The organism is Streptomyces buecherae, from assembly GCF_014295035.1.
In the GTDB taxonomy this organism is placed as follows: Bacteria; Actinomycetota; Actinomycetes; order Streptomycetales; family Streptomycetaceae; genus Streptomyces; species Streptomyces youssoufiensis.
The window spans coordinates 2362687-2388107 of the sequence record NZ_CP060404.1; the positions used below are offsets into that span (position 1 = coordinate 2362687).

23 protein-coding genes are annotated in these 25421 nt (G+C 73.5%); 9 read left to right on the forward strand and 14 right to left on the reverse strand.

Features of this window, described 5'->3' with window-relative positions; all coding sequences use genetic code 11:
* Positions 1-144: 144 nt before the first annotated feature.
* Positions 145-2172 carry a sugar-binding protein gene (locus tag H7H31_RS08620; protein ID WP_232109744.1) on the forward strand — a complete coding sequence of 676 codons (2028 nt, stop codon included), beginning with the start codon at positions 145-147 and terminating at the stop codon, positions 2170-2172.
* A 126-nt stretch (positions 2173-2298) separates the two neighbouring features.
* The gene (locus tag H7H31_RS08625) at positions 2299-3288 is read left to right on the forward strand and encodes a LysR family transcriptional regulator (RefSeq protein WP_187061013.1); all 990 of its coding nucleotides are present in this window, start codon (positions 2299-2301) and stop codon (positions 3286-3288) included.
* Here H7H31_RS08625 and H7H31_RS08630 read toward each other — a convergent pair.
* From H7H31_RS08630 to H7H31_RS08660, 7 genes are all read right to left on the reverse strand, one after another.
* Positions 3210-4397 (reverse strand): LysR family transcriptional regulator, encoded by a 1188-nt coding sequence (locus H7H31_RS08630; protein WP_187117851.1) that lies wholly within the window; start codon positions 4395-4397, stop codon positions 3210-3212. The genes H7H31_RS08625 and H7H31_RS08630 overlap by 79 nt on opposite strands.
* A gap of 328 nt (positions 4398-4725) precedes the next feature.
* Complete coding sequence (gene trxB / locus H7H31_RS08635; RefSeq protein WP_187061313.1) at positions 4726-5742, reverse strand: thioredoxin-disulfide reductase; 1017 nt, start codon at positions 5740-5742, stop codon at positions 4726-4728.
* Positions 5742-7037, reverse strand: coding sequence for a S8 family peptidase (locus tag H7H31_RS08640; protein ID WP_187061314.1), 1296 nt, complete (start codon positions 7035-7037; stop codon positions 5742-5744). Before H7H31_RS08640 ends, trxB begins: the two co-directional genes overlap by 1 nt.
* 276 nt (positions 7038-7313) lie before the next feature.
* Positions 7314-7754, reverse strand: coding sequence for a thioredoxin family protein (locus tag H7H31_RS08645; RefSeq protein WP_187061315.1), 441 nt, complete (start codon positions 7752-7754; stop codon positions 7314-7316).
* 218 nt (positions 7755-7972) lie between these two features.
* Positions 7973-8326, reverse strand: coding sequence for a rhodanese-like domain-containing protein (locus tag H7H31_RS08650; protein ID WP_187061316.1), 354 nt, complete (start codon positions 8324-8326; stop codon positions 7973-7975).
* A 1-nt stretch (position 8327) separates the two neighbouring features.
* The gene (locus H7H31_RS08655; protein WP_187061317.1) at positions 8328-9674 is read right to left on the reverse strand and encodes a purine-cytosine permease family protein; all 1347 of its coding nucleotides are present in this window, start codon (positions 9672-9674) and stop codon (positions 8328-8330) included.
* Positions 9674-10384, reverse strand: coding sequence for a tRNA-dependent cyclodipeptide synthase (locus tag H7H31_RS08660; protein ID WP_187061318.1), 711 nt, complete (start codon positions 10382-10384; stop codon positions 9674-9676). Before H7H31_RS08660 ends, H7H31_RS08655 begins: the two co-directional genes overlap by 1 nt.
* Positions 10385-10741: 357 nt before the next feature.
* Between H7H31_RS08660 and H7H31_RS08665 the strand changes: the two genes are divergently transcribed.
* The 4 genes from H7H31_RS08665 (at position 10742) to H7H31_RS08680 (ending at position 13841) form a co-directional block, all read left to right on the forward strand.
* Complete coding sequence (locus tag H7H31_RS08665) at positions 10742-11770, forward strand: LysR family transcriptional regulator (RefSeq protein WP_187061319.1); 1029 nt, start codon at positions 10742-10744, stop codon at positions 11768-11770.
* A complete protein-coding gene (locus tag H7H31_RS08670; RefSeq protein WP_187061320.1) occupies positions 11751-12671 on the forward strand; it encodes a LysR family transcriptional regulator in 921 nt (306 codons plus the stop codon). Before H7H31_RS08665 ends, H7H31_RS08670 begins: the two co-directional genes overlap by 20 nt.
* Positions 12672-12817: 146 nt before the next feature.
* Positions 12818-13372: a glycoside hydrolase family 25 protein gene (locus H7H31_RS08675; RefSeq protein ID WP_187064482.1), complete on the forward strand. Its 555-nt coding sequence runs from the start codon at positions 12818-12820 to the stop codon at positions 13370-13372.
* 160 nt (positions 13373-13532) lie between these two features.
* Positions 13533-13841 carry a hypothetical protein gene (locus H7H31_RS08680; protein WP_176164239.1) on the forward strand — a complete coding sequence of 103 codons (309 nt, stop codon included), beginning with the start codon at positions 13533-13535 and terminating at the stop codon, positions 13839-13841.
* 153 nt (positions 13842-13994) lie between these two features.
* Here the strand turns inward: H7H31_RS08680 and H7H31_RS08685 are convergent, their stop codons facing one another.
* The 6 genes from H7H31_RS08685 to H7H31_RS08710 all read right to left on the reverse strand — a co-directional run bounded on the left by H7H31_RS08685 (position 13995) and on the right by H7H31_RS08710 (position 19523).
* A complete protein-coding gene (locus H7H31_RS08685) occupies positions 13995-14207 on the reverse strand; it encodes an EF-hand domain-containing protein (protein WP_176164238.1) in 213 nt (70 codons plus the stop codon).
* A gap of 84 nt (positions 14208-14291) precedes the next feature.
* Positions 14292-14915 carry an N-acetylmuramoyl-L-alanine amidase gene (locus tag H7H31_RS08690; RefSeq protein WP_187064483.1) on the reverse strand — a complete coding sequence of 208 codons (624 nt, stop codon included), beginning with the start codon at positions 14913-14915 and terminating at the stop codon, positions 14292-14294.
* Between the two features lie 595 nt (positions 14916-15510).
* Positions 15511-16014, reverse strand: a complete 504-nt coding sequence (locus H7H31_RS08695; RefSeq protein ID WP_176164236.1) for an ATP-binding protein — start codon at positions 16012-16014, stop codon at positions 15511-15513.
* Positions 16015-16294: 280 nt separating this feature from the next.
* Positions 16295-17068 carry an enoyl-CoA hydratase/isomerase family protein gene (locus H7H31_RS08700; protein WP_187064484.1) on the reverse strand — a complete coding sequence of 258 codons (774 nt, stop codon included), beginning with the start codon at positions 17066-17068 and terminating at the stop codon, positions 16295-16297.
* A 105-nt stretch (positions 17069-17173) separates the two neighbouring features.
* Positions 17174-18379, reverse strand: coding sequence for a L,D-transpeptidase (locus tag H7H31_RS08705; protein ID WP_232110271.1), 1206 nt, complete (start codon positions 18377-18379; stop codon positions 17174-17176).
* Positions 18380-19301: 922 nt separating this feature from the next.
* A complete protein-coding gene (locus tag H7H31_RS08710; protein ID WP_176164234.1) occupies positions 19302-19523 on the reverse strand; it encodes a hypothetical protein in 222 nt (73 codons plus the stop codon).
* A 525-nt stretch (positions 19524-20048) separates the two neighbouring features.
* On the opposite strand from H7H31_RS08710, the gene H7H31_RS08715 reads away from it, so the two are divergent.
* The 3 genes from H7H31_RS08715 to H7H31_RS08725 all read left to right on the forward strand — a co-directional run bounded on the left by H7H31_RS08715 (position 20049) and on the right by H7H31_RS08725 (position 24892).
* Complete coding sequence (locus H7H31_RS08715) at positions 20049-21974, forward strand: ABC transporter ATP-binding protein (RefSeq protein WP_187064501.1); 1926 nt, start codon at positions 20049-20051, stop codon at positions 21972-21974.
* On the forward strand, positions 21971-23977 hold the full coding sequence (locus H7H31_RS08720; protein WP_232109745.1) for an ABC transporter ATP-binding protein: 2007 nt from the start codon (positions 21971-21973) through the stop codon (positions 23975-23977). The genes H7H31_RS08715 and H7H31_RS08720 overlap by 4 nt, the downstream gene beginning before the upstream one ends.
* A 297-nt stretch (positions 23978-24274) precedes the next feature.
* A complete protein-coding gene (locus H7H31_RS08725; RefSeq protein ID WP_187064485.1) occupies positions 24275-24892 on the forward strand; it encodes a hypothetical protein in 618 nt (205 codons plus the stop codon).
* 36 nt (positions 24893-24928) lie between these two features.
* On the opposite strand, the gene H7H31_RS08730 is transcribed toward H7H31_RS08725, so the two are convergent.
* Positions 24929-25246, reverse strand: coding sequence for a hypothetical protein (locus H7H31_RS08730; RefSeq protein ID WP_187064486.1), 318 nt, complete (start codon positions 25244-25246; stop codon positions 24929-24931).
* Positions 25247-25421: the final 175 nt, after the last annotated feature.

The window sequence follows — 25421 nt, forward strand, 5'->3', positions numbered from 1 at the left end:
AGCGGACGGGTAGCGGAGGGGAAGGGGACGCGAAGCGGGCGGGAAGGGGCTGGCGGCGACCGGACCCGATCAGGGGCGTTCGGGATGCCCCCGCCCCTGGGCAGAGATGGACCGTTGAGTCGAGCTGGGTGAAGGAGTCGCCTCGTGCCGTCTGACGTAGCCGCCCCCGTACCACGCCAGGAACCGCCACCCACGGCTGCCGGCGCCACCCGGCCCGCGCCACGCCGCCCCGGCCGGCCGCGCCGGCGCGGGACACGGGGCGCGCTGGCCGTCGTCGCGCTGGGCCTCGCCGCGACCTGCGTGCTGGGCTCAGCGCCCGCGACGGCCGCGGGCCCGGACGCCGCGCACTCGGACGCCGCGCACCCGGCGGCCAGCGGCACGGCGACCGGCGGCACGGCCGGCACGGAGCCCCGCACAGGGCCGGACGCGGCACCGGGCACGAGGCAGAACACGGAACAGGACACGGAGCGGGGCCGCTCCGGTCGGGCCCACCAGGACGTGCTGTTCATCGGCGCCCACCCCGACGACGAGTACGCGTCGCTGTCCACCTTCGGGCAGTGGCGGGAACGGGACGGGCTGTCCACCGGCGTCGTGACCATCACCCGTGGCGAGGGCGGCGGCAACGCCACCGGGCCCCAGGAGGGCGCCCCGCTCGGGCTGCTGCGGGAGCGCGAGGAGCGCGACGCGGTGCGCCACGCGGGCCTGCGCAACGTGTTCTATCTGGACAAGCCCGACTTCTGGTACACCCTCTCGGCGCCGCTCACCGCCCGCGTCTGGGACGGGCCGCCCCGTGCGGCGGACACGCTGGAGCGGCTCGTACGGCTGGTGCGCGCCACCACCCCGCGGACCATCGTGACGATGGACCCGCGCCCCTTCGACCAGCACGGCGCCCACCAACTCGCCGGCCGGTTGGCCGTCGAGGCGTTCCAACGCGCCGGCGACCCCACGGCCTTCCCGGACCAGATCACCCGCGAGGGGTACCGCCCCTGGCAGCCGTCGCGGCTGCTCGCGCAGAACTGGCGGCTGCGGGGGCCCGCCGGGCCCGGCTGCGCCACGGCCGAGGTGCGCGACCCGGCGACGGGGCTGCCGCAGCAGGGGGTATGGGAGGGCGCGTGGTCCTCCCGGCACCGCACCACCTGGGCGCAGCAGGAGCGCACGGCCGCGCGCGAGTACGTCTCGCAGGGCTTCGGCGCGCTGCCCGAGAAGATCACCACCCCGCGCGAGAAGCTGGGCTGCGACTGGTTCTCGGTCCTGGCCGAGGACGGCGAGCCGGTGCGTGCGCCGGTGCGCCCGCAGCGGGACCCGCGCCCGGTGTTCGCCGAGTTCCGCGCCTGGACGGAGCGGGTCGGCATGCCGTGGCTGGCCAACGGGGCGCAGCCGGCCTACCCGGTCGCCCCGAGCACCACCGTCCCGGCCGTGGCCACCCCTCCCACCGTGGACGGCGCCGTCGGACCCGGCGAGTACGGGGCCGGCGACCAGTTGCCGCTCACGCACTGGCAGGGCGAGCGGTGCTCGCCCGCGGACTGCGCGGCGATGGCCCGGTTCGTACGGCACGGGGACGACCTGTACGCCACGGTGCGGGTCGCCGACGACGTACGGGGCGCCGCGCTGGAGGCGAGCGACTGCAAGCGGCACTGGCGTACCGACGCGGTGGAGTTCGCGCTCGATCCACGGGGTGCCTCCGACGACACCTCGACCACCTTCAAGGCGGCGGTGCTGCCCTTCACCGCCGACGGCGGCGCGTGCGCGGCCCGGGACGCCGACCAGCACCAGGGCCCGGCCGCGACGACGGCCCCCGGGATGGAGTGGGCGGCCCGGGTCAGCCAGGGGCCGTACACCGGCTACACCGTCGAGGTGAAGGTCCCGCTGCGCCTGCTGCCCGCCGCCGTCGACCCCGCGGCCCTGACGGCCAACGTGCTGGTCTACGACTCCGACACGACGGACAGGACCGGCCAGAGCAGGCTGGCCTGGTCGGCGTACGGCAGCGCGCAGGCGGACCCGTACGTATGGGGCGCGGCGCGGCTGGCCGGGTACGCGCCGCCCGGTGGGCAGCCGGCGCGCGAGCCGGTCATTCCGCTGGAGGCCGCGCGCAGCCGCGACTCGCTGCCGTCCGTCCTGCAGAGCCTGCGCACCGGCGTCCCGCTCGCCGCCGGTCCGCGCGTGCCGCGCTGAACCCGGGGCGGTCGTCGCCGAGCCGGCGGGGGCCGCCCCGGGAGGCCGGACGGGGGACGGGGCGTGGCGTGACTCCGTGCGGACCGTGAACTTCCGTAACGATGCCCCGTTGCATAGAGTCCGCCCATGGAACTGGAGTTCCGGCACTTGCGGGTGGTGCGGGCCATCGCGGACCACGGGACCCTGACGGCCGCGGCGGCCGAACTGGGCATGACCCAGCCGTCGGTGACCGAGGCCCTGCGGCGCGCCGAACGGATCACGGGCGCGCCCCTGTTCCGTCGCGACGCGCACGGCGCGGTGCCGACCCCGCTCGGCGAGTTGCTCGCCGCGCACGCGGGCACGGTGCTCACCGCGATGGACCGGCTGGCCGCCGCCACCGCCCGGCACCAGGCGGGCACCCTGCCGTCGTCGGTGCGGTTCGGCTGCACCCCGGGTTTGTTGGTGGCGCACCTGACGGTGCTGGCGCCGCAGGTGCTCGGCACCGAGGTCGAGGCGCGCACGGGGCCCGACCCGGCGGTGCAGCTCGCCCTGTTGGCCGACCGGCGGGTCGAGGCGGCCCTGATCGCGGGCAACCCGGGGCCTCGGGCGCCCGCGGGGTCGGGCATCGAGTGCGCGGTGGTCTCCGTCGAGCCGTTGTTCGTCGCCGTGGCCAGTGGGCACCGGTTGGCCGGCGAGGTGGAGATCGAGTTGGCCGAACTGGCCGGGGAGACCTGGTGCGTGGCCGACGGCCCGCGCAGCGAGGGCGTGCGCCACCTGGAGCAGTGTTGCCGGGAGGCCGGGTTCACGCCGTGCGTCCGGCAGGCCGACTACACCTCGGCGTTCCAGCTCGCCGAACTCGCCCAGGCGGTGCTGCCCATGATGCCGGGCAACCGGCCGCGCACGGGGCTGACCCTGGTGCCGCTGCGCGGCTCCCCGCTGTGGCAGCGCACCAGTCTGTTCTGGCACGCCGACGGGCCGCTGCGCAGGTCCCTGGTCGAGGGGGTGTGGCGGGAGCTGGTGCGGGCGCAGCACGAGATCGTCGAGCGGACGCCGGTGTATCAGGCGTGGCTGGAGCGCCATCCGGAGTGGGGGACGACGCCCCCGCGGATGGTGGCGGAGTACGCGCCGGGGGCGTAGGGCACGGGCGGATGGCCGGCGCGGGCTGACCCGGCGGCCGGGGGCGGGGGCGGCGCGCGGTGGTCCGCCGGCGGCGGCGGGTCGGGGGCCGGGGCCGGGGCCGTGTCGGGGGCCGGGGCCGTGTCGGGGGGCGGGGCGGACTCGGGGGAGCCGAGCCAGCCCGGGTTCCGGTCCCACCAGCCGGGGACGCGGCCCATGGGGCCGACCATGGAGCGGTAGGCGGCGGCGAGGCCGTCGCGGACGCGGCCGGCCACGGCGGCGTCGATCGGGCCGTCCTTCGACCACAGCAGGACGTGGCGCACCCGCACCGGCGCCCCGCGGACCGAGAGCACCGTGCCGATCAGCGGCAGGCCGGTGTCCAGGGCCTGCGCGGGCACGGCGACGGGGTCACCACGGCGCAGCAACTGGCTGATGACCAGCGGCTCGTACGCCCGCACGGTGATGGGCCCGATGCCGGCCAGCTCGCACTGGCTGGCCAGGTGGCGGTCGAACTCGTCGTCGCCGTTGACCGCGAGCAGCCAGGTGGAGCCGGCGAGTTCGGACAGTTCCACCTCGTCCCGGCCGGCCAACGGATGATCAGTCGCGAGCATGACAAACATGGGTTCGGGGCCGACGACCGTACGCTCGATACCGGCCGGCAGGACGGGCTCCCGGCCGGGGAAGTCCACGTGCAGGGCCAGGTCGACGGTGCCGTCGGCGAGCGCGGCGAGCACCGTCGCCTGCCGGTCCACCACCGCCAGGTCCACCACGTCGTCGGGACACACCTCGCCGACGACGTCGCCGAGGCGGGCGGCCAGCGGCGTCTGGCGGACGGCGAGCCGCAGCGTGCGCGAGCCGGCGCGGTTGCGGAAGTGGCGTACGGCGCGGTCCAGTTCCTCCAGCGCGCCGAGCACGTCGCGCACGTGCGGCAGCAGTACGTCGCCGAGCGGCGTGGGCCGCGCGCCGTGCCGGCCGCGGTCGAAGAGGGTGCCGCCGACGGCGCTCTCGATCCGCCGCACCTGTGCCGTCAGCGCCGGCTGCGACACGCCCAGGTTCGCCGCCGCCTTGGTGACGCTGCCCGCCGCCTCGATCGCCGCGACGAACCGCAGGTGTCGCACCTCCAGGTCCATTCGGCAGAGTATGGCCGACCGGATTCCCGAAGCCCAGACTCTCGACGGCGACCGTCACACACCCCAGGCCACCGCCGGCCCACCGCGCGCCGCCCGAGCCCCGTTCGAGGTACGGGGCGGTGCCGGTGCACGGGGTGCGCACCGGCGTACGGGACCCCTGCCGGTGCACGGGGCCACGCCGGCATACCGGGCCCACGTCCACGTACGGCGCCCACGTCCGTCCCCCGCGCGCCCGCGCGCGGTCCGGCGCGGCCCCGTGCCGGCGCACCCGGGCCCCGGCCCCGTGTCCGAGGCCGGGGCCCGGGGCGCCCTCGTCGCGGCGCCGCCGCTAGGAGACCGCCCGCTGTGGCACGGAGGGCGCCTCCTGGTCCGCTCGGGCCGCCCGCGCCTCCTCGCCCGCGCGGCGCACGTCCGCCAGCGACGCCAGGTAGCGCTCGGCGTCCAGGGCCGCGGCGCAGCCGGTGCCGGCCGCGGTGATGGCCTGCCGGTAGGTGTGGTCGACCACGTCGCCGGCGGCGAAGACGCCGGGCACGTTGGTCTGCGTGGAGGGCGCCAGGACGCGCAGGTAGCCGGCCGCGTCGCGATCGAGTTGGCCGGCGAACAGGTCGCTGCGCGGATCGTGGCCGATCGCGATGAAGAGACCGGTCACCGCGAGCGGCCGGGTGGCGCCGGTGGGCCGGTCGCGCAGGGTCACGCCGCTCAGCCGCGCGTCGCCGTGCAGGGCGACCACCTCGCTGTCGTACGCGAAGCTGATCTTGTCGTCGGCGAACGCCCTGGCCTGCATCACCTTGGACGCGCGCAGCGTCTGCCGGCGGTGCACGACCGTGACGGAGCGGGCGTAGCGGGAGAGGAAGGTGGCCTCCTCAAGGGCGGTGTCGCCGCCGCCGACCACCGCGAGGTCCTGCCCCTTGAAGAAGAACCCGTCGCAGGTCGCGCACCAGGACACGCCCCGGCCCGCGAGCTGTTCCTCGCGCGGCAGGCCGAGCTTGCGGTAGCCGGAGCCGGTGGCGACGATCACGGTGCGGGCGCGGTGGGTGGCGCCCCGGTCGTCGGTCACCTCCTTGACGGGGCCGGTCAGGTCGACGGAGACCACCTCCCGGTCCACGAGTTCGGCCCCGAACCGCGCGGCCTGGGCGCGCATGTCGGCCATCAGGTCGGGGCCCTGCACGCCCGCCGGGAAGCCGGGGTAGTTCTCCACCTCGGTGGTGGTCATCAGGGCGCCGCCGACGTAGAGCGCGCCGCAGAAGACCAGTGGTCGCAGGCTGGCGCGCGCGGTGTAGAGGGCGGCGGTGTAGCCGGCCGGGCCCGAGCCGATGACGATCGTGTCCCGCACGGGGCCGCCCATCACCGCTGCCCCGTCCGGGCCTCGGCCGCGCCGGTGCGGTCGGCGGGCGCGGGGCCGCGGCCGGTCGCGGCGTCGGTGGGTCCGACGTAGGCCAACAGGTTCCGGGTGTCGGCGCCCGGGTCCTGGACGCGGTCCGGGGTCGCCGCGCGGGCCAGCGCGGCGTCGAGGTCGGTGGCCGAGGTGTCGGGGTGCTCGTGGAGGTAGGTGGCCGCGACGCCGGCGACCTGGGCCGCGCTGGCCGAGGTGCCGCTGAGCCGGGTGTAGTACCGGTCGCCGAGGCCGCTGGCCACGGGTATGCCGGCGCCCGGCGCGAAGAGGTGCACGCAGGAGCCGGTGTTGGCGGCGGCCATCCGGCGGTCGGCCTGGTCCGTCGCGGAGACCGTGAGCGCGGTGGTCTGGCGGCCCGGCGTCGCGTCGCAGGCGTCGATGGGCTGGCCGTCCGCGTCGCCGTTGCCGGCGGGCGCGGTGTAGGCGACGCCCTGGTCCGCCATCTCGTAGAGCTGGAGGTCGAGTACGGAGCCGGGTTCGCCGGAGAAGCCGAGGCTGGCCAGTGCGGGCTTGGGGGCGTGCGCGCTGATCCAGTCGACGGCCGAGACCAGGTGCTCCAGGCGCCCCGTGCCGTCGCAGCCCAGCGCGCGCACGGACGCGATCCGGGCCTGCTTCGCCACTCCGCTGCGCGCGCCCGCGACGAGCGACGCGGTGGCGGTGCCGTGGCCGTGGCAGTCGGTGGCCCATCCGCCGGCGCGGTCCCGGATCGCGTCGTAGGCGGCGGTGACCCGGCCGCGCAACTCCTCGTGGCTGCCGCGCACGCCGGTGTCCACGACGTACACCGGCACGTCCGGCGCGCTGTTGGGGGCGGTGTACGTGCCGTCCAGCGGCAGGTCGCGCTGGTCCATGCGGTCCAGGCCCCAGGGCGCGACCCGGCCCCGGTGCGGGCGGGTGTCGAGGGCGCCGGCGACGCGGTAGGCGCGGTCGCGGGTGACCGAACCGACGCGGGTGTCCTTGAGGTACGCGCCCACCTGGGCCTCGGTCAGGGTGACCGAGAAGCCCTGGAGCGCGGCGTGGTACGTGCGGCGCAGTTGACCGCCGGCGTCGGCGACCAGCCGCTCGGCCGCCGCGCGGACCGCCTCCGGTGTCGCGTCGGTGCGCAGGAGGTGCACTACGTACACGCCGGTGTCACCGGCGCGCGCGGGCGTGTCGGCGCCGGCGGCGGGCGCCGGCCCGATCAGCGGCAGCACCAGGGCACAGGCGGCGGCTGCCATCACCGCCGAACGCGGGAGCGTCTTCTTCGTCATGGTGAACCTCTCGTCGCGCGGGGGGCTTTGGGGGTTGGGGAACGGGGCCCGGCGCCGGTCAGGGTGGGCGCCGGGCCCCGTTCGCGGGCCCGGGCCCGCCCGCGTGGGGGCGCGGGCGGGCCCGGACCGGTCAGGGGCCGGGCCGTGGGGCACGGCGCGGGCCCGGTCGGGCCTGGAGTGGCGGTCTCAGGCCATGGGGTGGGGGAAGCGTCCGGGTTGCGCACGGGGTGCCGGGCCGCCGGCGCGCACGGCGGGGCGGCCCGGCACGTGGCGCCGTTACAGGTTGTTCAGCCAGGTGCGCAGGGCCTGCGGCCCGTCGTAGCCGACCATGCGGCTGCCGGCCTCCTGTCCGTTCTGCACGTTGATCAGCGTGGGGAGGCCCCGCACGCCGTACTTCTGCAGGATCGCGCGGTTGGCGTCCGCGTCCACCCGGGCCCATACCCAGGAACCGTTGTCCGCGGTGTTGTACTGCTGGAGGTAGGGCTTCATCTTCTGGCACCAGTGGCACCAGGACGCGGTGAAGTTGAGCACCACCGGGCGGGTGGCGGACATCCGCATGACCTGCTCGTAGTTGGCGGCCGTCACGTCGACGACGGAGGGCTCCGCCGTGACCTGCCGGGCGGCGCCGTGCGGGGCCGGGGACGCGGCGGCCGGCAGCGCGGCCCCCATCAGGAGCGCGGTCACGGCCGTCGCGATGACGGTTGACTTACGGAGCATGGGGCTCGTCCTCTCGTTGTGGTGCGGTGGGTTGCCGTGTGAGCCGGGCGGGGCCGGGCCTGGGGGTGCGCCGGCGGTGCCCGTCGTGCCGCCCCGCGGTGTCGCGATCGCGGATGGTGGTGCGGATGGCGCGGTCGCGGCGCGGCCGTGGCGAGGGCGCCGGTGCGGTGCGGCGCCCTCGCGCTGCCGCGTTGGCCGCGCTGCCGCGGGGCACGGGGTCAGGCGGCGGCCGATTCCGTCGGCAGTTCGCCGCTGACCCAGTCCTCGATTCCCTCCCGGTACTTGCGCACGTTCGCGTAGCCGAGCTCCACGAGCCGGGCCCCCACGAGTTCGCTGTTGCGGCAGGGCACGTTCGCGCAGTAGACGACCAGCGGTACGCCGGGGTCCGGGAGCAGTCGCGGCGCGAGTTCCTCGGCGAATCGGGCGGCTTCCTCGTAGGGGAATCCGGGGATGTTGACCGCGCCGGGCAGGTGTTCGCGCGCGTAGTAGTCGGCGGGCATCGTGTCGATCACAACGACCGCATTGGCCGCGATTTCCTTGCGGAGCTGTTCCCTTGTGATCAGTGGCAGCACATCAACCTCCGGATTGGGTCGTGTTGACCTCGGCCAGCGGGGGCGGGGAATGGTCAACGGGGGGCGTGCGCCGGGGCGCGGTGAGCTTTCCGACGACGGAGTACAGAAGCAGCGCGGTGACGACCGCGTTGACGGCGGGAATTCCGCTCTCCAGGTATTCGCCGACCAGGGCGCCGGCCGCCCAGCACACCAGCGAGAGCGGCATCCAGTCGGCCCCGCCGGCGGGCAGCGTTCCGCTCTCGCGGGCCCGGTCGAGTTCGGCGCGGAAGCGGCGCACGACGAAGTACTCGGCGATGATGACGCCGGCCACCGGCGGCGCCAGGACGCCGATGGTTTCCAGGAAGTCGGTGAAGTTGTCCACGATGCCGACGGCGGACAGGGCGGTGCCGGCGGCCCCGATGACGAGCGTGACCGCGCGTCTGCTGACCCGTCGGCCGCACAGCACGTCGATGGAGTTCACCAGGCCGAGCGAGGACGAGTAGAGGTTCCAGTCGTTGATCTTCAGGATCGCGGTGGCCAGCACGAGCGTGCCGAGGACACCGGAGGAGGAGGTGATGATGCCGACGATGTCCGAGGTCCTGGCGGCGTGCGCGAGGAGCACCGCGGTGAGCCCGATCAGGTACTCCCCCAGCGTCACGCTGATCAGCGTCTGCTTGACGACGTCCGAGGGGCGCCGGTTGAACCGCGTCATGTCCGGCGTCATGAGCGCGCCCAGGATGAAGGCGCCGGAGACCAGCGTGGTGCCCTCCGCGAGCGACATGGCGGGCCCGGCCGGCGCGGAGGTCATGAGGTCGCCGACGGAGTGCTCGGAGAGCGCGTCGACGATGGAGTAGCCGGCCAGGACGAGGAAGGCGGGCACGGTCAGGTAGGCCGTCCAGGCCATCACGGTGAATCCGTACACCGTGATCGCCGTGATGACCGCGCCGCCGATCAGCGCCCACACCCATTCCGGAGTTCCGCCGGCGAGATCGTGCATTCCCTGGGCGAAGACCCCGTTCTGCACGCCGAACCAACCGGCGAGGCTCAACGCGATCAGCAGGCCCACCAGTGCCGAGCCCTTGCGCCCGAATCCGGACCAGCGGGCGAGCAGCGAGACCGACAATCCCTCGCGAACGCCGGCTATGCCGAGCAGAATCGTGATGATCTCCAACAGGACCGAGCCGACGGTGATGGCGATGACGGCGTCGGTGAAGTCCATTCCGAAACCGAGGACGGCGCCCACCAGAAACTGTTGGAACGAGGAGACCTGACCGAATCGCTGGACCGCGACGGATATCCAGGAATGCCGGGCCTCGTCCGGCACGCGGGTCAGCGCGTAATCGTCGAGCCGGTCCGCTTCGGCGGCCATCAGCCGCCCACTCCGATAAGGGAGAGGTCCGGCGTGTTGTCGTCCTTTTCCCGTACGACGAGGAATCCCTGTCCCGGGGCGGGTCGCCAGGGAAGTTCTCCGGCGTAGAACTTCTCCAGGAACGCGACCCGCTGGTGGTAGACGAACAGCGAGGCCCCGGCGCCGCAGATTCCGCCGGAGTCGGCGAACAGCGGGAGTTCGGCGATGAAGTAGCGCACGGCGAGCAGCGACTGCTCGTCGGTGGGCGTGTCCCCGGGCGGCAGCTTGCGGTCGAGCACCCAGTGCGTGGCCTCCAGGCAGGCCGCCCGGAACGCGGCGTCCCGCTCGAAGAGCGTGCCCGCCTCCTCGACCAGCTCGCGGTAGCGCGGGTGTTCCGCCAGCCGCGCCATGCCCAGGATCAGCCGCTCCGGCTCCGGCACGTCGAGCGCGCGCAGCGCCGCGGCCACCTTGTTGTGCGCGTACTGGCCCTGTCGGCTGGCCTTGTGCCGCGCCCGGCCCGGGGAGTAGCCGAGGGCCTCCAGGGTGTACGCGGTGACCGTGTCCGGGATGAAGAAATGGCACTGTTCGAACCGAGTTAACGCCCATTTCGCCAGTGCCGTCAGCCGCTCCGTGTTGAAATAGCTATTGAAGGGGCTGACTCCGATACACACGTGCGAGACGGTCGGCAGCAGCGCGCCACACCGCTCGGTAAGTGGTTCAGAGTTGAACATGTCTCGACCTCGCCAACGACTCGTATGACCTGCTCCGCGCACGGCCACGGTGGGGCCGTTCCGGGATGAGACCGCCAGCAGGATCTTCACGCTTCACCGAATGCCCGGGTAGTGTCAGCGGGCTATGCCCTGCGCGCATACCTCGACGCGACGATAAAACGCTGCGCGCGTAGCGCAAAAAGGTACGGACCAAAAACCGCAATGGGGCCACAGGTCGGAGCGCGACCGGCGGGCAAACGGCACAAACACCCGCTCCACGGCGCGCCGGGGAAGGCCGCGACAGAGGAAAGTCCGGCGTTCATGAATTGCCCTTCCTGACTCTGGCGTTCAGGACTCGCGCGGCATATCTTCGTGGCCATGGAGTTGCAGCTTCGCCATTTGCGCAATCTCTGTGCCGTAGCGACCGCGGGCAGCCTCAACAAAGCGGCGGCAGAACTCGGATTGCCACAGCCCGCACTCAGCCGACAGGTCCGCCGTCTGGAGAGCCTGCTCGGCGGCGCCCTGTTCCAGCGCGACACCTACGGCGTCCGGCTCACCCCGCTCGGCGAGAGCGTGCTCGGCCACGCCGAGACCATCGTCCGGCGCTTCGACGAACTCGACGCCCAACTCCACGCCCACCGACAACACCAGCGGCGCACGCTGCGCGTCGGCTGGGACGCGGGCCCGCTGTCCGAGGCGCTGCTCAACTGCCTGTGGCAACTGCGCCCCGAGGGACAACTGCGCATCGTGACCGTCGACTCCTCGTCCGAGCTGAACGCCCTGCTGCGCGCCGGCGAGGTGGACATCGGGCTGTTCAGCATGAGCACCGAGGTCGAACAGCCCGCCACCGACGGGCTCGTGCTGGCCCCGGTGGCCGAGACCGCCGTCTTCCTCGCGCTGGCCGAGGACCACCCGCTGGCCCGCGTCCCGGCGCTGCGTATGGCCGACCTCGCCTCCGAGGAGTGGATCTCCGTACTCGGCCCGGACGGCTGCCAGGAGGCGCTGCGCAAGCTGTGCGGCCCCTTCGGCTTCGAGCCGAGGATCAGCTACGACGTGCCGGTGTCGGGCCCGCGCTGCGACGTCATCCGGCACCAGGGCTGCGTGGCCCTCACCCAGCAGATCCGCCCGGTCGCGCCGGGCACCGTCCACCGCCGGGTCATCGACCTGCCCTCACGCATGCGGCACTGGCTCGCCACGCTGCCCGGCAACCCGGCGGCCGTCCTGCTGCCGCCGCTCGCGCGGCTACTGGCCGTGGCGCACGACGAGTTGGTGCGCGAGCGCGGCGCCAGTGGCCGCGGTGCCATCGTGCCCACCGCGCCGATCGGCCACCACGCACCGATCGCCGGGCCCCGCACATCCTTAGGCCGCCCCGGCACGTCTGTTGGTCATGACGCTGGAAATCCATGACCTGCGCGTCCTGCGCGCCATCGCCACCGCGGGCAGCCTGGCCGGCGCGGCCCGCGCCCTCGGCACCCACCAGGCGAGCGTCAGCCGCAGGCTCCAGCGCATCGAACGCAGCGCCGGGGTCACGCTGTTCTGCCGCGGCCCGCGCGGGACGACGCCCACCGCGGCGGGGCGGCTCGTGCTCGGCGGCGCCGACACACTGCTCCCGCTGGTCGACTGGCTGCTGGACGCCGCGGCCGAGCGCGCCACCCCCTGGCCGGGCCCGGGCGGCCCGGTCGACACGGTGCGCGTCGGCGCCGTCGGCCACCCCGCGCTGCCCGCCCTCGTGGGCGCCCTGTACGCGCTGCTGCCCGGCGCCCCGCTCGACGTGCGCACCGAGGAGTCCAGCGCCGCTCTCCTGGACCTGCTGCGCGCCCAGAAGGTGGAACTCGCCCTCGTACGGCACTTCCCCTGCCTGGACGGGCCGCCGCCCGCCGACGTCGAGAGCGCCGTCGTCGCCCACGAGAGGCTGCTCGTCGGCCTCGACGAGGGACACCCGCTCGCCGACCGGCGCTCGGTGACCCTGCGCGACCTCGCGCCCCACACGTGCGTCCTCGTCGACTCGCACCACGGCACGCTGCGCCGCCGACTGCTGGGCGCCGTCGGGCACAGCGGCGTCGACCTGCGCCTGTCCCGCGCCACCGACGGGGCCGTGGCCGCGGCGATGGTGCGCGCCGCCAGCGCGGCGGTGCCCACCTTCCCGGTCCCCGCGCCGCTGCCCGGCGTGGTCTTCCTGCCGCTGGACGACGACGCGGCGCGCTACACGCTCCTGCTGGCCTGGGCGCGCGGGGGCAAACTGGCCGCGCACGGGCGCCAACTGGCGGAGCGGGCGCGCCGCGCGTATCCGCCGGCTCCCACTCGCTGACCGCGCCCGCCGGGCAACCGCCACCATTGGGCGTCCGTGAGCGGTTCCGTACCGTCCGTTACCGGGAACAAGAAGAACAAGCCACCCCCCACCCCCCCCCACCACGCCCCACCTCCTATCCCCCCATCACCTCGGGAGGCAGCACGATGCTGCGCGGAATCGACGTCAGCTCGCACCAGTCGAGCGATTTCAGCACCGAGGGGCTCTCGTTCGTCTTCGTCAAGGCGACCGAGGGCCGCTCGTACATCAACCCCAAGCAGTCGGCGCAGGCCAGCCGCGCCCGCAACGCCGGCTGCGTCGTCGGCTTCTACCACTTCCTGTGGCCGGGCAACCTCACCGCCCAGGCCGAGTACTTCGTCGAGAAGTGCGCGTCCAAGAAGGACGACCTGCTCGCCGTCGACTGGGAGAACACCAGCGAGGGCACGCACGCCAGCAACGCCGAGAAGGACAGGTTCATCCGCGAGGTCAAGCGGCTGCGCCCGGGCCACCGGGTGCTGCTGTACTGCAACCGCACGTTCTGGCTCAACCACGACACCACCTCGTACGCGGGCGACGGCCTGTGGATAGCCGACTACGTGACGGCCGGGAAGCCCCGCATCAAGGCCAGGTGGCGCATCCACCAGTACACCGACCGGCCGCTGGACAAGAACGTGGCCGACTTCGGGAGCGAGGCGGCCCTGCGCGACTGGGCCACCTCCTAGCCCCGACCTCGCCCACCGGCCCGGCGGCCCGGTGATCCGGCGGCCCGACAGCGCGGCGATCCGGTGATCCGGCGGCCCGCGAGCCGGCCAGCCACGGCGAAAGGCCAGGTCACGGGCGGTGTCCGCAGGCGTTGTCAGAGGGAGCGCTTAGGCTCCCCGTATGAGTTACGCAGATGTACGCGAGCTCCAGAGCGCGCTCACCACGGCTTCGGACATCGCCTTCTCGCTGGGATCGGAGCCGTCCGCCCTGGAGACCGACCAGCTCACGGACGCGCTGCGGCGCGCGCTGGCCGCGGCCGGCGCGCTCGGGGCCGGGCACGGCAGCACGGGCTGCGCGGAGCACCCGCGCGGCGCCACGGACCCGCTGTACGGGGACAAGGACGACCCCCTGCCCCCGGGTTGGGGCCGCTGCCTGCTGTGCAACGACCGACGTCGGCGCGCCAGCGCCCAACGGCGCGGCGGGCGCTGAGCCCCACCGCGCTGCGCCCCACCGCGCCGGGCCCGACCGCGCCGCGCTCCCGCGCGAGGCGGCGCGGACGCGTCGGGCCCAGGACGCCGGAAGCCCCCGGGAGCGACGCGCGGGGCGCCGGTCCACGGGGGCTCCGGGCAGTTCGACGGACCGTCAGCGGTTCTGGATCGCCCAGAACTCGTCGAAGGAAAGCTTGCCGTCCTGGTTGCCGTCGGCCGACTTGATGATGGCCTCCGCGACGGACTCCGTGACGAACGGGTCCCCCAGTTGGGCCATCACGCTCTTGTACTCGGACGCGGAGATGTATCCGTCCTTGTCCAGGTCGTACCGCTCAAACGCCGTGCGCGCCGCCTCGATGTCCGCCACCTGGGCCGCCCCTTTTCGTGTGGTTGCTTTGACCAGCACACATTAGCGACCCCTCGGCGTGGCGCCGTAGCCAACCGGCACTCCTCAGCGCAGCGACGCCTTGACCAGCCTGAGGTAGCGCGCCCAGTCCCAGTGCCGGCCCGGGTCGGTGTGCGTCGCGCCGGGCACCTCGTTGTGTCCGATGATGTGCTGACGGTCCACCGGCAGCCCGTACCGGTCGCAGAGCGAGGCGGTCAGCGCGGCCGATGACCGGTAGAGCGCGTCGGTGAAGTACTCGGGCTTGTCCACCCAGCCCTCGTGCTCGATGCCGACGCTGCGCGTGTTGTAGTTCCAGTTCCCCGCGTGCCAGCCGATGTCCCGCTCCCGCACGCACTGCCCGACGAGGCCGTCCGCCGAACGCACCACGTAGTGCGCCGAGACCTGCTTCGCGGGGTTCTGGAAGATGTCGATGGTGTCCTTGAACGTCTCCTGCGTCACGTGGATCACGACGAAGTCGATCGGGTACGCGTCGGGCCGGTTGGAGGCGGTGAAGTTCTCGCCGCTCGCGGGCGCCCAGCGGGCCCCCGGGTAGTCGACGTCACCGGCCCGCCAGTCCGGTCTGGCCGCGGCCAGCGGGGCGGCGGCGCTCACCAGCCCGAGGGCGGTGGCACCGAGCAGGGCGCCGCGCAACACGTTGCGGCGGGAGGCGTGGGGGGCGTGGTCTTCCATGGGGTCTCCCGAGTCCGTGGTTCGGTGGGGCACCGTCGGCGCGGGTTCGGCCGCCGGGCGTGCGGTGCGCGCGTCCGTGCGGGGGGGGGGGCGGACCACGCGCGCGGTGCGGGGGGAATGACGTGCAACGGAAGGCAGGAACATGACACTTCCCCACATCGTGAACGGTCGCGGGGACGCTGCCAAGACGACCAGCCGTACGGCCGACGCACGACTGGCAAAGAAAGTTCCCGACGCCTTGTCCAGACCCTTGAAAGCACCTGAGGGTCGCATGTATTCCTTACATATTTTTGACATTCACCCGCTGCTTACAAGGCACGTGGCGCAGTTCACCTTAATTTGACATCTAAAATGTCGCATTTGGGCACCTACGCCCCCCGTGCCGCTTTGAAAGCCTCGCACCCTGTCTGCGATAGTCGAAGCAGCGACCCCCATTGACCCGGGCCAGGTCGTCGAGCAACGCCACGGCCACACCCCCTCGCGCCGTGGCGACAGCGATACGAGGAGGCCCCCGCCGCGTCCGGCACGCGGCGGGGGCCTCCTCGCTGCTACCCGGGGCCGCGCCCCCCTCGCCCGATCCGCCGCCGAGGCGGGGTCATCGCTCGGGCGCGCGCATCTCGAACCACGTCGTCTTGCCGCACGGCAGCAGATCCACGCCCCAGCGGTCGGAGAGCTTGTCCACGAGGAAGAGGCCGCGCCCGCTGACGTCCAGCTCGTGCACCGGCATCAGACACGGCAGCCCGCGCGAGGGGTCGCGGACCTCGACCCTGATCCAGCCGCGCCGACGCAGCAGGCGCAGCCCGAAGGCGCGGGCGCCGGTGTGCCGCACGGCGTTGCCGACGAGTTCGGAGACGAGGAGCACCGCGTGCTCGGCCATCTGGGGGCCGAGGCCCCACTGGCGGAGCACCACGTTCTGCGTCAGCCGGCGGGCGGCGGCGGCCGACTCGGGGCGGGAGAGCAGCCGCACCTCCGCCGCGGCGGGGTTGCCATAGAGATCGAGCGCCTTCGTGGCGAGTTCATCGTCAATGGTCGTCACCCAGCGCGCGGGAGCGGATTCGGCTTCCCGGCGCGACTGGTCCATTCCCTCCAAGCCCGCCATGCCCCCATCATGGCCGCCGAGCGGGCGCCTCGGGGCGGAACCGTGGGATTCGGCACGCCCGTACGCAACGCCACACAACTCCGCCACGACATATGCCAAAGGCACGTACAACCGTTCGATTGCCTGCCTGACCTGGCGTGACGTCACGCATGCACGTGATGACGTTGTGTGCGACGGCGCGTGCGCACCAGCGCGGCCACACGCGCTCGCGCGCCCACGATTCGCCCACACGGGGCACGGGGCCCACCGTCGGCGGGCCCCGTGGACAACTCGCCCGGTATCAGCGGAACTTGGCCTTGCCCGGACCCTCCTCCACGAAGCTGCGCATGCCGATCTCCCGGTCCTCGGTCGCGAACAGCCCGGCGAACCAGCCGCGCTCGATGGTCAGGCCGGTGTCGATGTCGGTCTCCAGGCCGGCGTCCACCGACTCCTTGGCCGCGCGCAGCGCGATCGCCGGGCCCTGTGCGAGTCGCGCCGCCCAGGCGTGCGCCTGCGCGTAGACCTCGTCGGCGGGCACGACCCGGTCGACGAGGCCGAGGGACAGCGCCTCGTCGGCCTTCACCATGCGGCCGGTAAAGATCAGGTCCTTGGCCTTGGAGGGGCCGATCAGGCGCGGCAGCCGCTGGGTGCCGCCCGCGCCGGGGATCACGCCGAGCAGGATCTCGGGCTGGCCCAGCTTGGCGTTGTCGGCGGCGATCCGGTAATCGGCGCAGAGCGCCAGCTCGCAGCCGCCGCCGAGCGCGTACCCGGTCACGGCGGCCACCACTGGCTTGGGGATGCGGGCCACGGCCGTGAACGCGTCCTGCAGGCCGCGGGCCCGCGCCACCATCGCGGCGTGGTCCATGACCTGCATCTCCTTGATGTCCGCCCCTGCGGCGAACACCTTCTCGCCGCCCCACAGGACGACCGAGCGCACGTCCGCGCGGCCGGAGACCTCGGCGGCGAGCTCGCCCAGCCGGTCCTGCAGGGCGACGTCCAGCGCGTTCATCGGCGGGCGGTCCAGGCGGATGACGCCGACGCCTTCGGCGACCTCAAGGTGCACAGTCTCAGTCATGAGCGCAGGTTAGCGCCCGCTAACAGGGCGACGGGAGGCCACCCGGCGCAGATCACAGCCGGGTGGCCGGCCGGGCCCCGCGGCCGAGCGCGGGGCCACGGGCGCTCACTGCTTGGCGGTCCACTCCGACCAGGGCATGTTCCAGCCGCTGAAGCCGTTGTCGGGCTTGATGGTCTCGTCCTGCGAGTTCTTGACCACGACCACGTCGCCGACCCGCGAGTTACGGAAGAACCAGGCGCCCGGCGTGGAGCTGTCACCGCCGCCGCGCTGGTCGAAGAGGCCGATGCAGCCGTGGCTCGCGTTGACCGAACCGAAGGTCGGCCGGCCGGACCAGTAGTTGCCGTGGATGAAGGTGCCCGAGGTCGACAGGCGCATCGCGTGCGGCACGTCCTTGATGTCGTACTCGCCCCCGAAGCCGACCGTCTCGCCGTTCATCCGGGTCACGGTGTGCTTCTCGCTGACCACCATTGTGCCGTTGTACGTCTCGGTGCCCGGCGCTCCGGCGGTGATCGGGAGGGTCTTGATGACCTTGCCGTCCCGCTCGACCGTCATCTTCTTGGTCTTCGCGTCCACGGTGCTGACCTGGCTGCGCCCCACCGTGAACTTCACGGTCTTGGCCTGCGTGCCGTAGACCCCGCGGGTGCCCTCGACGCCGTCGAGCCGCAGGTTGAGCGTGACCTTGGTGCCCGCGGCCCAGTACTTCTCGGGGCGGAAGTCGAGGCGCTGGTTGCCGAACCAGTGGCCCTCGATCGGCACGGCCGGCTGCGCGGTGACGCTGATGGCGCGCTCCACGGCCGCCCGGTTGGTGATCGCGCGGCTGAAGTTGAGCGAGACCGGCATGCCGACGCCGACCGTGTCCCCGTTCTCGGGGGTGAAGTGGCCGACGAAGGTGTCCTTGGGGACCAGCGTGGTGAACGTCGCGTGCTTGGCCGACTCGCGGCCCTCGCCGTCCTTGGCGACGGCGTCCACCGTGTACTTGGTGGAGGCGCCCAGATGGCCGGTCGGCCGCCAGCTCGCCCCGTTGTCGGTGATCTTGCCCGCGACAACGTTGCCCTTGCTGTCCGCCACCTTGACCGAGCTGAGCTTGCCCTTGTCGGCGGTGACCCTCAGGACGCCGCTGGTACCGACGTCGACGGCGCCGTCGCGCGGCGCGATGGAGACCACGGCCCGCGACGCCTTGTTGTCGCCACCCTTGCCCTGACCCTTGTCACCCTCGTCACCCGAGTCGCCACCACCGCAGGCGGACACCAGCAGCACCATCGTCCCCAGCAGCACCCCGAGCAGCCCCCGGCGCCGTCGCGCCCCGGCCATGCCCCGCACGTTCACCACGGTCGTCTCCCCTCAAACGGCCGCGCCCAGCGGCTCCCCCATCGTGCGAACACCTGCACGCATGGCGATAGATAACCACAACGTATGGAAAGTGGACTGACTGCGAATGTCACCGTTCCGTTCCAAGTCAGACAGGGAACGCGGGCCCCTGGCCAGCACGGCGAGCCGCCGGTCCGCCGACGGTCACGGCGCTCGCGCGCCGCGCGGCGGGCAGGCCAACCGGCGTACGGGGGGACGGGGTTCCGGCGGCGTCAGCACAGCGCGACGGGCCGGCCGCGGGCTAGCGGGCGGCCCGTCGCGGGGGCGAGGTCACGGGCGCTCGTCCCCGCACGCGCGGGGACGACTCACTCCGGACTGACCCACTACGGAAGGGGCCGCCCCCGCCGAGCGGGGACTCGTGGGGAGGCGGCACCCGGGTGCGGCGGGGGAGCACGGCGCGCGAACGCGGGGGCCGAGCCGGTCGCCGGGGCCGGTGGTTACCGGGGCCGGGCGAGGGTGCTCGGGTGCCGCCTCGCCCGGCGGGTTCGGATGCGGCCGGGGCGTTCGCCCGGCGCGCTTTCGGCCGGCACTCGGTGAGTGCCGGCCGCGTCAGTCGAGTTCGGCGACGGGGGCGGCCAGCGCCCGGCGGGCGCCGCCGCCGTCGCACGTGCCGAGCTAGGCGGCGGTGGAACGCGCGGCGCGCGGGCCGGCGGCGGGTCGCTGCGCGTCCTCGTCCAGGGCGGTGTCGTCTTCCCCGAAGTCCGCGGCCTGGAAGGGGTTGGTCGCTGGAGACGGCGATGCTGTGGCGGAACGGCGGGGCTGCCCTTCCGGAGCGGAGAACAGCGGCGTCGGTTCGATGAGAGGTCTCCCTATGGGTTACAGGCCCCCTGCGGGGCCTGGCGTGCCGCGAGCGGGCACGGCGGTGCTACAGCTTGGTCATCTTGGCGTACGGGCTCAGGATGCGCATCTGCGCCGGACCGAAGTCCACGAGCGCGGCGATTCCCTCCTCGACACCGATGACCCGGCCGAGGCCGTACATGTCGTGGGTGACCTGGTCACCCACGGCGAAGTGCTTGGGCCCGGGGACGACCGGGGCTTTGAAGGGGCTGGTAGGCAAACGACGCTTCGGAGCAGCAGGCTTTGTCATTAGTCTCAGTATGCGCCTCCGCGCGCCCCGTTCGCAGGGGTCGGCGGCACGGAACCGGGCGGCGGCCCCCCATTTCCGCGTTCGACACCCAGATCTTGGCGGTTCGTACCACTGCCCCGGGGCCCGTGCGCTGCTGACCGTGACGGTACGCCGACGCTGGGTGCCCCCGGCGCCGGCGGTCGGCCTCGCTCGGCGCCCCGTCGGCGGCGCGCGCTCCCTTCGCCCGTCGCGCGGGCGGCTCGTCGGCGCGCGGCCCGGTCACCCACGGCTCGGGGCGGGCGCGCCGCGCGGGGGGTTGCGCGCCGGCGGCGCCGGCGGGGCGTGCCGCCGTTCGCGGTGCGCCCCGTCGCGCCTCGGGGCGGATGGGGTGCCGGCGGATGCTCCCTGACCGCGGCGTGGGGTGTCGTACGAGGTCACGGGGGTGCGCGGGGCGTGGGTCCGGCGATGTAGGCCAAAAAATCCAGTGAGCGATGTCAGTGGTGAACCGTAGTCTCGCCCCTGATGGCTGCGACAGGTGAAGCGACGATGACGGAGCGGGAGTCGCCCTCCCCGGGGGGCGCCCGCGAGGACGCGGGACCGGCGAGGGGTCGGTCGACCGTGCGCTCGTTGCTGCGGCTGTGGCCGTACGTACGGCCGATCCGTGGGCGTCTGATCAGCGCGGCGCTGGTGGCGATCGTCGCCTCCTGTATGAGCCTGGTCATCCCGATCACGCTGAAGTGGATCGTGGACGGGCCGGTGGCCGACCGGGACCCGAGCGGCGCGTGGCTCGGCGGCGCGCTGCTGCTCGCGATCGGCGTGGCCGAGGCCGCGCTGTTCGGCATCCGGCGCTGGCTGGTGGCCCGGCCGCTGGCCTCGGTGGAGGCGGCGATGCGGGCCGACCTGTACCGGCACCTGCAGCGGCTGCCGGTCTCCTTCCACGACCGCTGGGCCTCGGGTCAGCTCCTGTCGCGGGCCACCACCGACCTGCAGCTCGTGCGCCTGTTCCTGGCCTTCCCGCTCACCTTCCTGGTGGTCAACGGCGCGACGATCCTGATCGGGTTCGCCATCCTGCTGGCGCAGGACTGGCACCTCGGGCTGGTCCTGATGGTGCCCGCGGTGCCGATGATGATCCTGTGCTCGTACTTCGAGAAGCGGTACTCGCTGGCGGCGCGCAAGGCCCAGGACCAGATCGGCGACCTCACCACCCTCGTGGAGGAGAGCGTCCTCGGCATCCGCATCGTCAAGGGCTTCGGGCAACACCGGGGCCAGGCGCGGGCGTTCCGTGCGCTGGGGATGCGGCTGCGGGAGACGGAGCTGCGCAAGGGCAGCCTGCTGGCCAGCCTGTGGGCGCTGATCATGACGCTGCCCGAGCTGGCGCTCGGCGCGGCCCTGGTGCTCGGCACGGTGCAGGTCGCCGACGGTGACCTCTCGGCGGGCACGCTGGTGGCGTTCCTGTCCATCGCCCTCGCGCTGCGCTGGCCGGTGGAGTCGATCGGCTTCCTGATCGCGGTGAGCAACGACACGGCGACGGCGACGGACCGCTACTTCGAGGTGATGGACGCGCCGGAGGCCGACGCCTCCCTCGCGCACGCCCCGGCGGAGGCCGCCGGGACGGCGCCGCACGATCCGGTGGCCTCGGGCCCGCCCGCGGCGCCCGCCGCCGCGCCGGGCGCGAAACCCGCGTCGGCGTCGACATCGGCTGACCCCTCCGGGCGGGTGGACCCCGCCCATGACGGGCTGCGGTTCGTGGACGTCTCCTTCCGGTATCCCGACGCGCCCCCTGACTCCCCGCCGCTGCTGCGCGGCGTCAACCTGCACATCCGGTCCGGCGAGACGATGGCCCTGGTCGGGACGACCGGCAGCGGCAAGACGACGCTGACCGCGCTGGTGCCCCGGCTCCTGGAGCACACCGAGGGCCGCATCACCGTGGACGGCGTGGACATCACCACCCTGTCCCGGGGCGAGTTGCGCGCCCTGGTCGCCGTGGCGTTCGAGGAGCCGACGCTGTTCTCGGCGACGGTCGGCGAGAACGTGCTGATGGGGGCGGCCGACGCTGGGCCGCGCGAGTTGGAGCGGGCCCTGGAGGTGGCGCAGGCGGGGTTCGTCCACGCGCTGCCCCGGGGCGTCGACACGCAGGTCGGCGAGCAGGGGCTCAGCCTGTCGGGCGGCCAGCGGCAGCGGCTCGCGCTGGCCCGCGCCGTCGTCGGCAACCCGCGTTTCCTGATCCTGGACGACCCGCTCTCCGCACTGGATGTGCACACCGAGGCGCTGGTGGAGGCGGCGCTGCGACAGGTTCTCGCCAAGACCACCGCCCTGGTCGTCGCGCACCGCCCCTCCACGGTGCTGCTCGCCGACCGGGTCGCCCTGCTGTCCCACGGCCGCGTCAGCGCCGTGGGCACCCACCACGAACTGCTGCGTACCAACGCCGAGTACGCGGCACTGATGTCCGGCGAGGGGAGCGACCAGTCATGACCACGAGCGTCTCCAGCGAGCCCGTCGCCAGCGGTCACACCGACGGCAGCGGCCCCGGCGAAGGACCCGGGCAGGGCGACGGGCCGTCCGGGCACGGCGGACCGGGCGGCGGGGGCACCGGCGGCGACGGCGGTACGGGAGGTGACGGCGGCAGCGGCGACGGTGCGGGCCCGAGCACATCCGGCGCCGGCGACCCGTTCGACCGGGACGACCTGCCCACCCCCAAGGGCGCCTCGCGCACGCTGCTGCGCACCCTGCTCGCGCCGCTGCGTCGCCATGTGTGGCTGGCGGCCGTGCTGATCCTGCTCCAGCAGGCCACCGTGCAGGCCGGCCCGCTGCTGGTCGCGTACGCGATCGACACCGCCGTGCCCGCCTTCCGCTCCGACGACAACGGGCCGCTGATCGCCGTGGCCGTGGCGTACCTGGGCAGCGCGCTGCTGGCCGGCCTGTTGCAGTACGCGTTCGTGCGCGTGTCGGCCTATGTGAGCCAGGGGGTGCTGCTCGACCTGCGGGGCCGGATCTTCCGGCACGGACAGGCGCTGAGCGTGGACTTCCACGAGCGCTACACCTCGGGCCGGCTGATCGCCCGCTCCACCTCCGACGTCGAGTCGCTGCGCGAGCTGCTCACCGAGGGCCTGGAGGAGCTGCTCGGCGTCATCCTCTCCGTCATCTACATCTCCTTCCTCCTGCTCTACCTGGACTGGGGCCTGGGCGCCGCGGCCATCGCCTCGTTCGCCCCGCTGATCCTGCTCGTGCGGCTGTTCCAGCGGCGCTCCCGGCGCGTGTACGCCGAGCGCTCGACGGCGACGGCGGCGTTCATCGTCAAGTTCACCGAGACGATGAACGGCATCCGCCCGGTGCAGGCGTTCCGCCGCGAGCGGGCGAACGAGCGGGACTTCGGCAAGCTCAACGCGAGCCACGAGCGGGTCAACGGCACGGCCATGCTGGAGATGGCCCGGTACGTGGTCGGCTCGCGCCTGGTGGCGAACTTCGCGGTGGCCGCGATCGTGACGTGGGGCGCCTACCGGGTGGCCTCGGGCGGCCTGGAGCTGGGCGTGTTGGCGGCGGCGGCGCTCTACCTGCGCCGGCTCTACGACCCGATCGACCGGCTCGGGATGTTCCTCAACGCCTACCAGTCCGCCGCCGCCTCGCTGGACAAGATCGCCGGGCTGCTGGCCCAGCGCCCGTCGGTGCCCGAGGCGGCGGACCCCAAGCCGCTGCCGGAGCGGCCGGCCGGGCGGCCCGGCCGGGAGGTCGTCTTCGACGGGGTGCGGTTCGCGTACCGCACGGGCGGCGAGGTGCTGCCGCGTTTCGACCTGACGCTGCCCGCCGGGCAGACGGTCGCGGTGGTCGGGGCGACCGGTGCCGGCAAGTCCACGCTGGCCAAGCTGCTGGCCCGGTTCTACGACCCGCCGCCGGTGCCGGCCGGCGAGCGCGACAACGGGCGCGTCCTGCTCGACGGCGTGGACCTGCGCGAGCTGGCCACGCCCGACCTGCGCCGGGGGGTGGTGATGGTCACTCAGGAGGCGTTCCTGTTCTCCGGCACCGTGGCCGACAACATCGCCATCGGCCGGCCGGACGCCACCCGGGAGGACATCGAGCGGGCCGCCAAGGCCATCGGCGCGCACGACTTCATCGCCGCGCTGCCGGACGGGTACGACACGGACGTCCGCAAGCGGGGCGGGCGAATATCGGCCGGTCAGCGGCAACTCGTGGCCTTCGCCCGGGCGCTGCTCGCCGACCCCGGCGTGCTCATCCTGGACGAGGCGACCTCCTCGCTCGACATCCCGGGCGAGCGGGCCGTGCAGCGGGCGATGGACACGGTGCTGCGGGGTCGTACGGCCGTCGTCATCGCGCACCGGCTGTCCACGGTGGAGATCGCCGACCGAGTGTTGGTGATGGCCGGGGGCCGCATCGTCGAGGACGGCCCGCCGTCGGAGCTGATCGCCGGCCGGGGCCGCTTCGCCGACCTGCACCAGGCGTGGCGGGACAGCCTGGTGTAGTTCCGGCGGTTCGGCGGGCCCACGAGCGTCGGTACGTGCGGGTGCGCGGCCGGCCGCGCTCCGGAATGCCCCCGGATGGAACGCTCCGCGACGAGGTCACCTCGCGCCCCCGTTCACGAGTCCCGGGCGGGTGTGTCCGGCGCACACCCGCCCCCACTAACAAGGTGTCATTTTTTGCTCATCTGTATATCTTTAAGATATTTGGCTCCACTTGGAGCAAATTCGGCTAATCGGGCATAGGGTGAGGCTTGTAAGTCAGAGAGCTTCTCTGACTACACAAACTGAAAGGCGTACCTGATGCGCTCTCTACGCGCCATCTCCGGTACTCGACCCCTACTGATCGCCGCGATCGCCGTGACCGGCCTCGCCTTCACCCCCACGCTCGCCTCCGCGACGCCCCAGGCCGGTGCGAACAGTACCCAGATCCACAGCATCCTCGGCGTCCCGGGCGCCAACGGAGTCAGCGGCACGGGAACCAACGGCGGAGTCGGGGGACTCGGCGGCACGGGTGGCGCCGCCGGTGCCAACGGCAACGGTGGCAACGGAGGTTGGGGCGGTAACGCCAACGGCGTCGGGAGCACGGGTGGCGTCGGCGGTACGGGCGGCGCTGGCGGAGCCAACGGCAACGGTGGCAGCGGCGGCACCGGCGGAGCCGCCGCTCTCGGTGGCACCGGTGGTAAGGGAGGCGTAGGCGGCGTCGGTGACGCCGGCGTCGGGATCAACGGCGGCAAGGGCGGCAACGGCGGCGCCTCCACCGTCGGCGGCGGCTACAAGGGCGGCATCGGCGGAGCCGGTGGCGCGGCCAGCCCGGTGTGCCCGGGCAAGCCCGGCGGTAACGGCACCAATGCCACGACCACCGCGAACGGCGTGGCTGGCGCCACCGGCGCCGCGGGTCGTACCACCCTCCCCTGCTGAGCAGGGCGCCTGGTGGGACCCCGCGAGCGCGGTCCGTCAGCCGACGCAGCTAGGTACGGCGGGGGAACTGCCGACGCAGTTGTTGGGGGCGTTGCCGCCGACGGGTGACGTGGTGAGCGTCATGGTGCCGTTTCGACGGTAGATGCCACCAGCCGTGAGCAACGCCTTGTTGGCGCTGACGGGGGTGCTGGTCAGGGTGGTCGCGGTGGCGTCGACGGCGGCGATGCCACCGCCCCTGGCGGCGGTGTTGCCGCCGTTGACGAAGCTGCTGGTCGTGGTCAGCGTGCCACGCGAACCGTTGTGGATACCACCACCGCGACCAGCGGCGGTGTTGCCGGAGACGGTGCTGTCCACCTCGCCGGCGCTCCTCGCTCCACCGCGCGACGGGCCCGCTCCCCCACGAGCGAGACGCCGCCCCGCCGCGCGCCGGGCGGCAACCCTCCGCCGCACGGCTCGCGGCGGCGTACGTCGCCCCCTGACGGCGCCGTACGGCTCACCCCGCCCGAGGGCGCCGCGTCGCCGGCGCGAC

Bases quoted from the DNA above. Each gene is read 5' to 3' on its own strand.
- H7H31_RS08700 (WP_187064484.1), bottom strand. From the start codon at position 17,068: ATGACTGAGACTGTGCACCTTGAGGTCGCCGAAGGCGTCGGCGTCATC.
- H7H31_RS08645 (WP_187061315.1), bottom strand. From the start codon at position 7,754: ATGCTCCGTAAGTCAACCGTCATCGCGACGGCCGTGACCGCGCTCCTG.
- H7H31_RS08725 (WP_187064485.1), top strand. From the start codon at position 24,275: ATGCGCTCTCTACGCGCCATCTCCGGTACTCGACCCCTACTGATCGCC.
- H7H31_RS08630 (WP_187117851.1), bottom strand. From the start codon at position 4,397: ATGGACCTGGAGGTGCGACACCTGCGGTTCGTCGCGGCGATCGAGGCG.
- H7H31_RS08675 (WP_187064482.1), top strand. From the start codon at position 12,818: ATGCTGCGCGGAATCGACGTCAGCTCGCACCAGTCGAGCGATTTCAGC.
- H7H31_RS08715 (WP_187064501.1), top strand. From the start codon at position 20,049: ATGACGGAGCGGGAGTCGCCCTCCCCGGGGGGCGCCCGCGAGGACGCG.
- trxB (WP_187061313.1), bottom strand. From the start codon at position 5,742: ATGGGCGGCCCCGTGCGGGACACGATCGTCATCGGCTCGGGCCCGGCC.
- H7H31_RS08680 (WP_176164239.1), top strand. From the start codon at position 13,533: ATGAGTTACGCAGATGTACGCGAGCTCCAGAGCGCGCTCACCACGGCT.
- H7H31_RS08695 (WP_176164236.1), bottom strand. From the start codon at position 16,014: ATGGCGGGCTTGGAGGGAATGGACCAGTCGCGCCGGGAAGCCGAATCC.
- H7H31_RS08665 (WP_187061319.1), top strand. From the start codon at position 10,742: ATGGAGTTGCAGCTTCGCCATTTGCGCAATCTCTGTGCCGTAGCGACC.
- H7H31_RS08710 (WP_176164234.1), bottom strand. From the start codon at position 19,523: ATGACAAAGCCTGCTGCTCCGAAGCGTCGTTTGCCTACCAGCCCCTTC.
- H7H31_RS08640 (WP_187061314.1), bottom strand. From the start codon at position 7,037: ATGACGAAGAAGACGCTCCCGCGTTCGGCGGTGATGGCAGCCGCCGCC.
- H7H31_RS08655 (WP_187061317.1), bottom strand. From the start codon at position 9,674: ATGGCCGCCGAAGCGGACCGGCTCGACGATTACGCGCTGACCCGCGTG.
- H7H31_RS08625 (WP_187061013.1), top strand. From the start codon at position 2,299: ATGGAACTGGAGTTCCGGCACTTGCGGGTGGTGCGGGCCATCGCGGAC.
- H7H31_RS08660 (WP_187061318.1), bottom strand. From the start codon at position 10,384: ATGTTCAACTCTGAACCACTTACCGAGCGGTGTGGCGCGCTGCTGCCG.
- H7H31_RS08720 (WP_232109745.1), top strand. From the start codon at position 21,971: ATGACCACGAGCGTCTCCAGCGAGCCCGTCGCCAGCGGTCACACCGAC.
- H7H31_RS08705 (WP_232110271.1), bottom strand. From the start codon at position 18,379: ATGGCCGGGGCGCGACGGCGCCGGGGGCTGCTCGGGGTGCTGCTGGGG.
- H7H31_RS08670 (WP_187061320.1), top strand. From the start codon at position 11,751: ATGACGCTGGAAATCCATGACCTGCGCGTCCTGCGCGCCATCGCCACC.
- H7H31_RS08690 (WP_187064483.1), bottom strand. From the start codon at position 14,915: ATGGAAGACCACGCCCCCCACGCCTCCCGCCGCAACGTGTTGCGCGGC.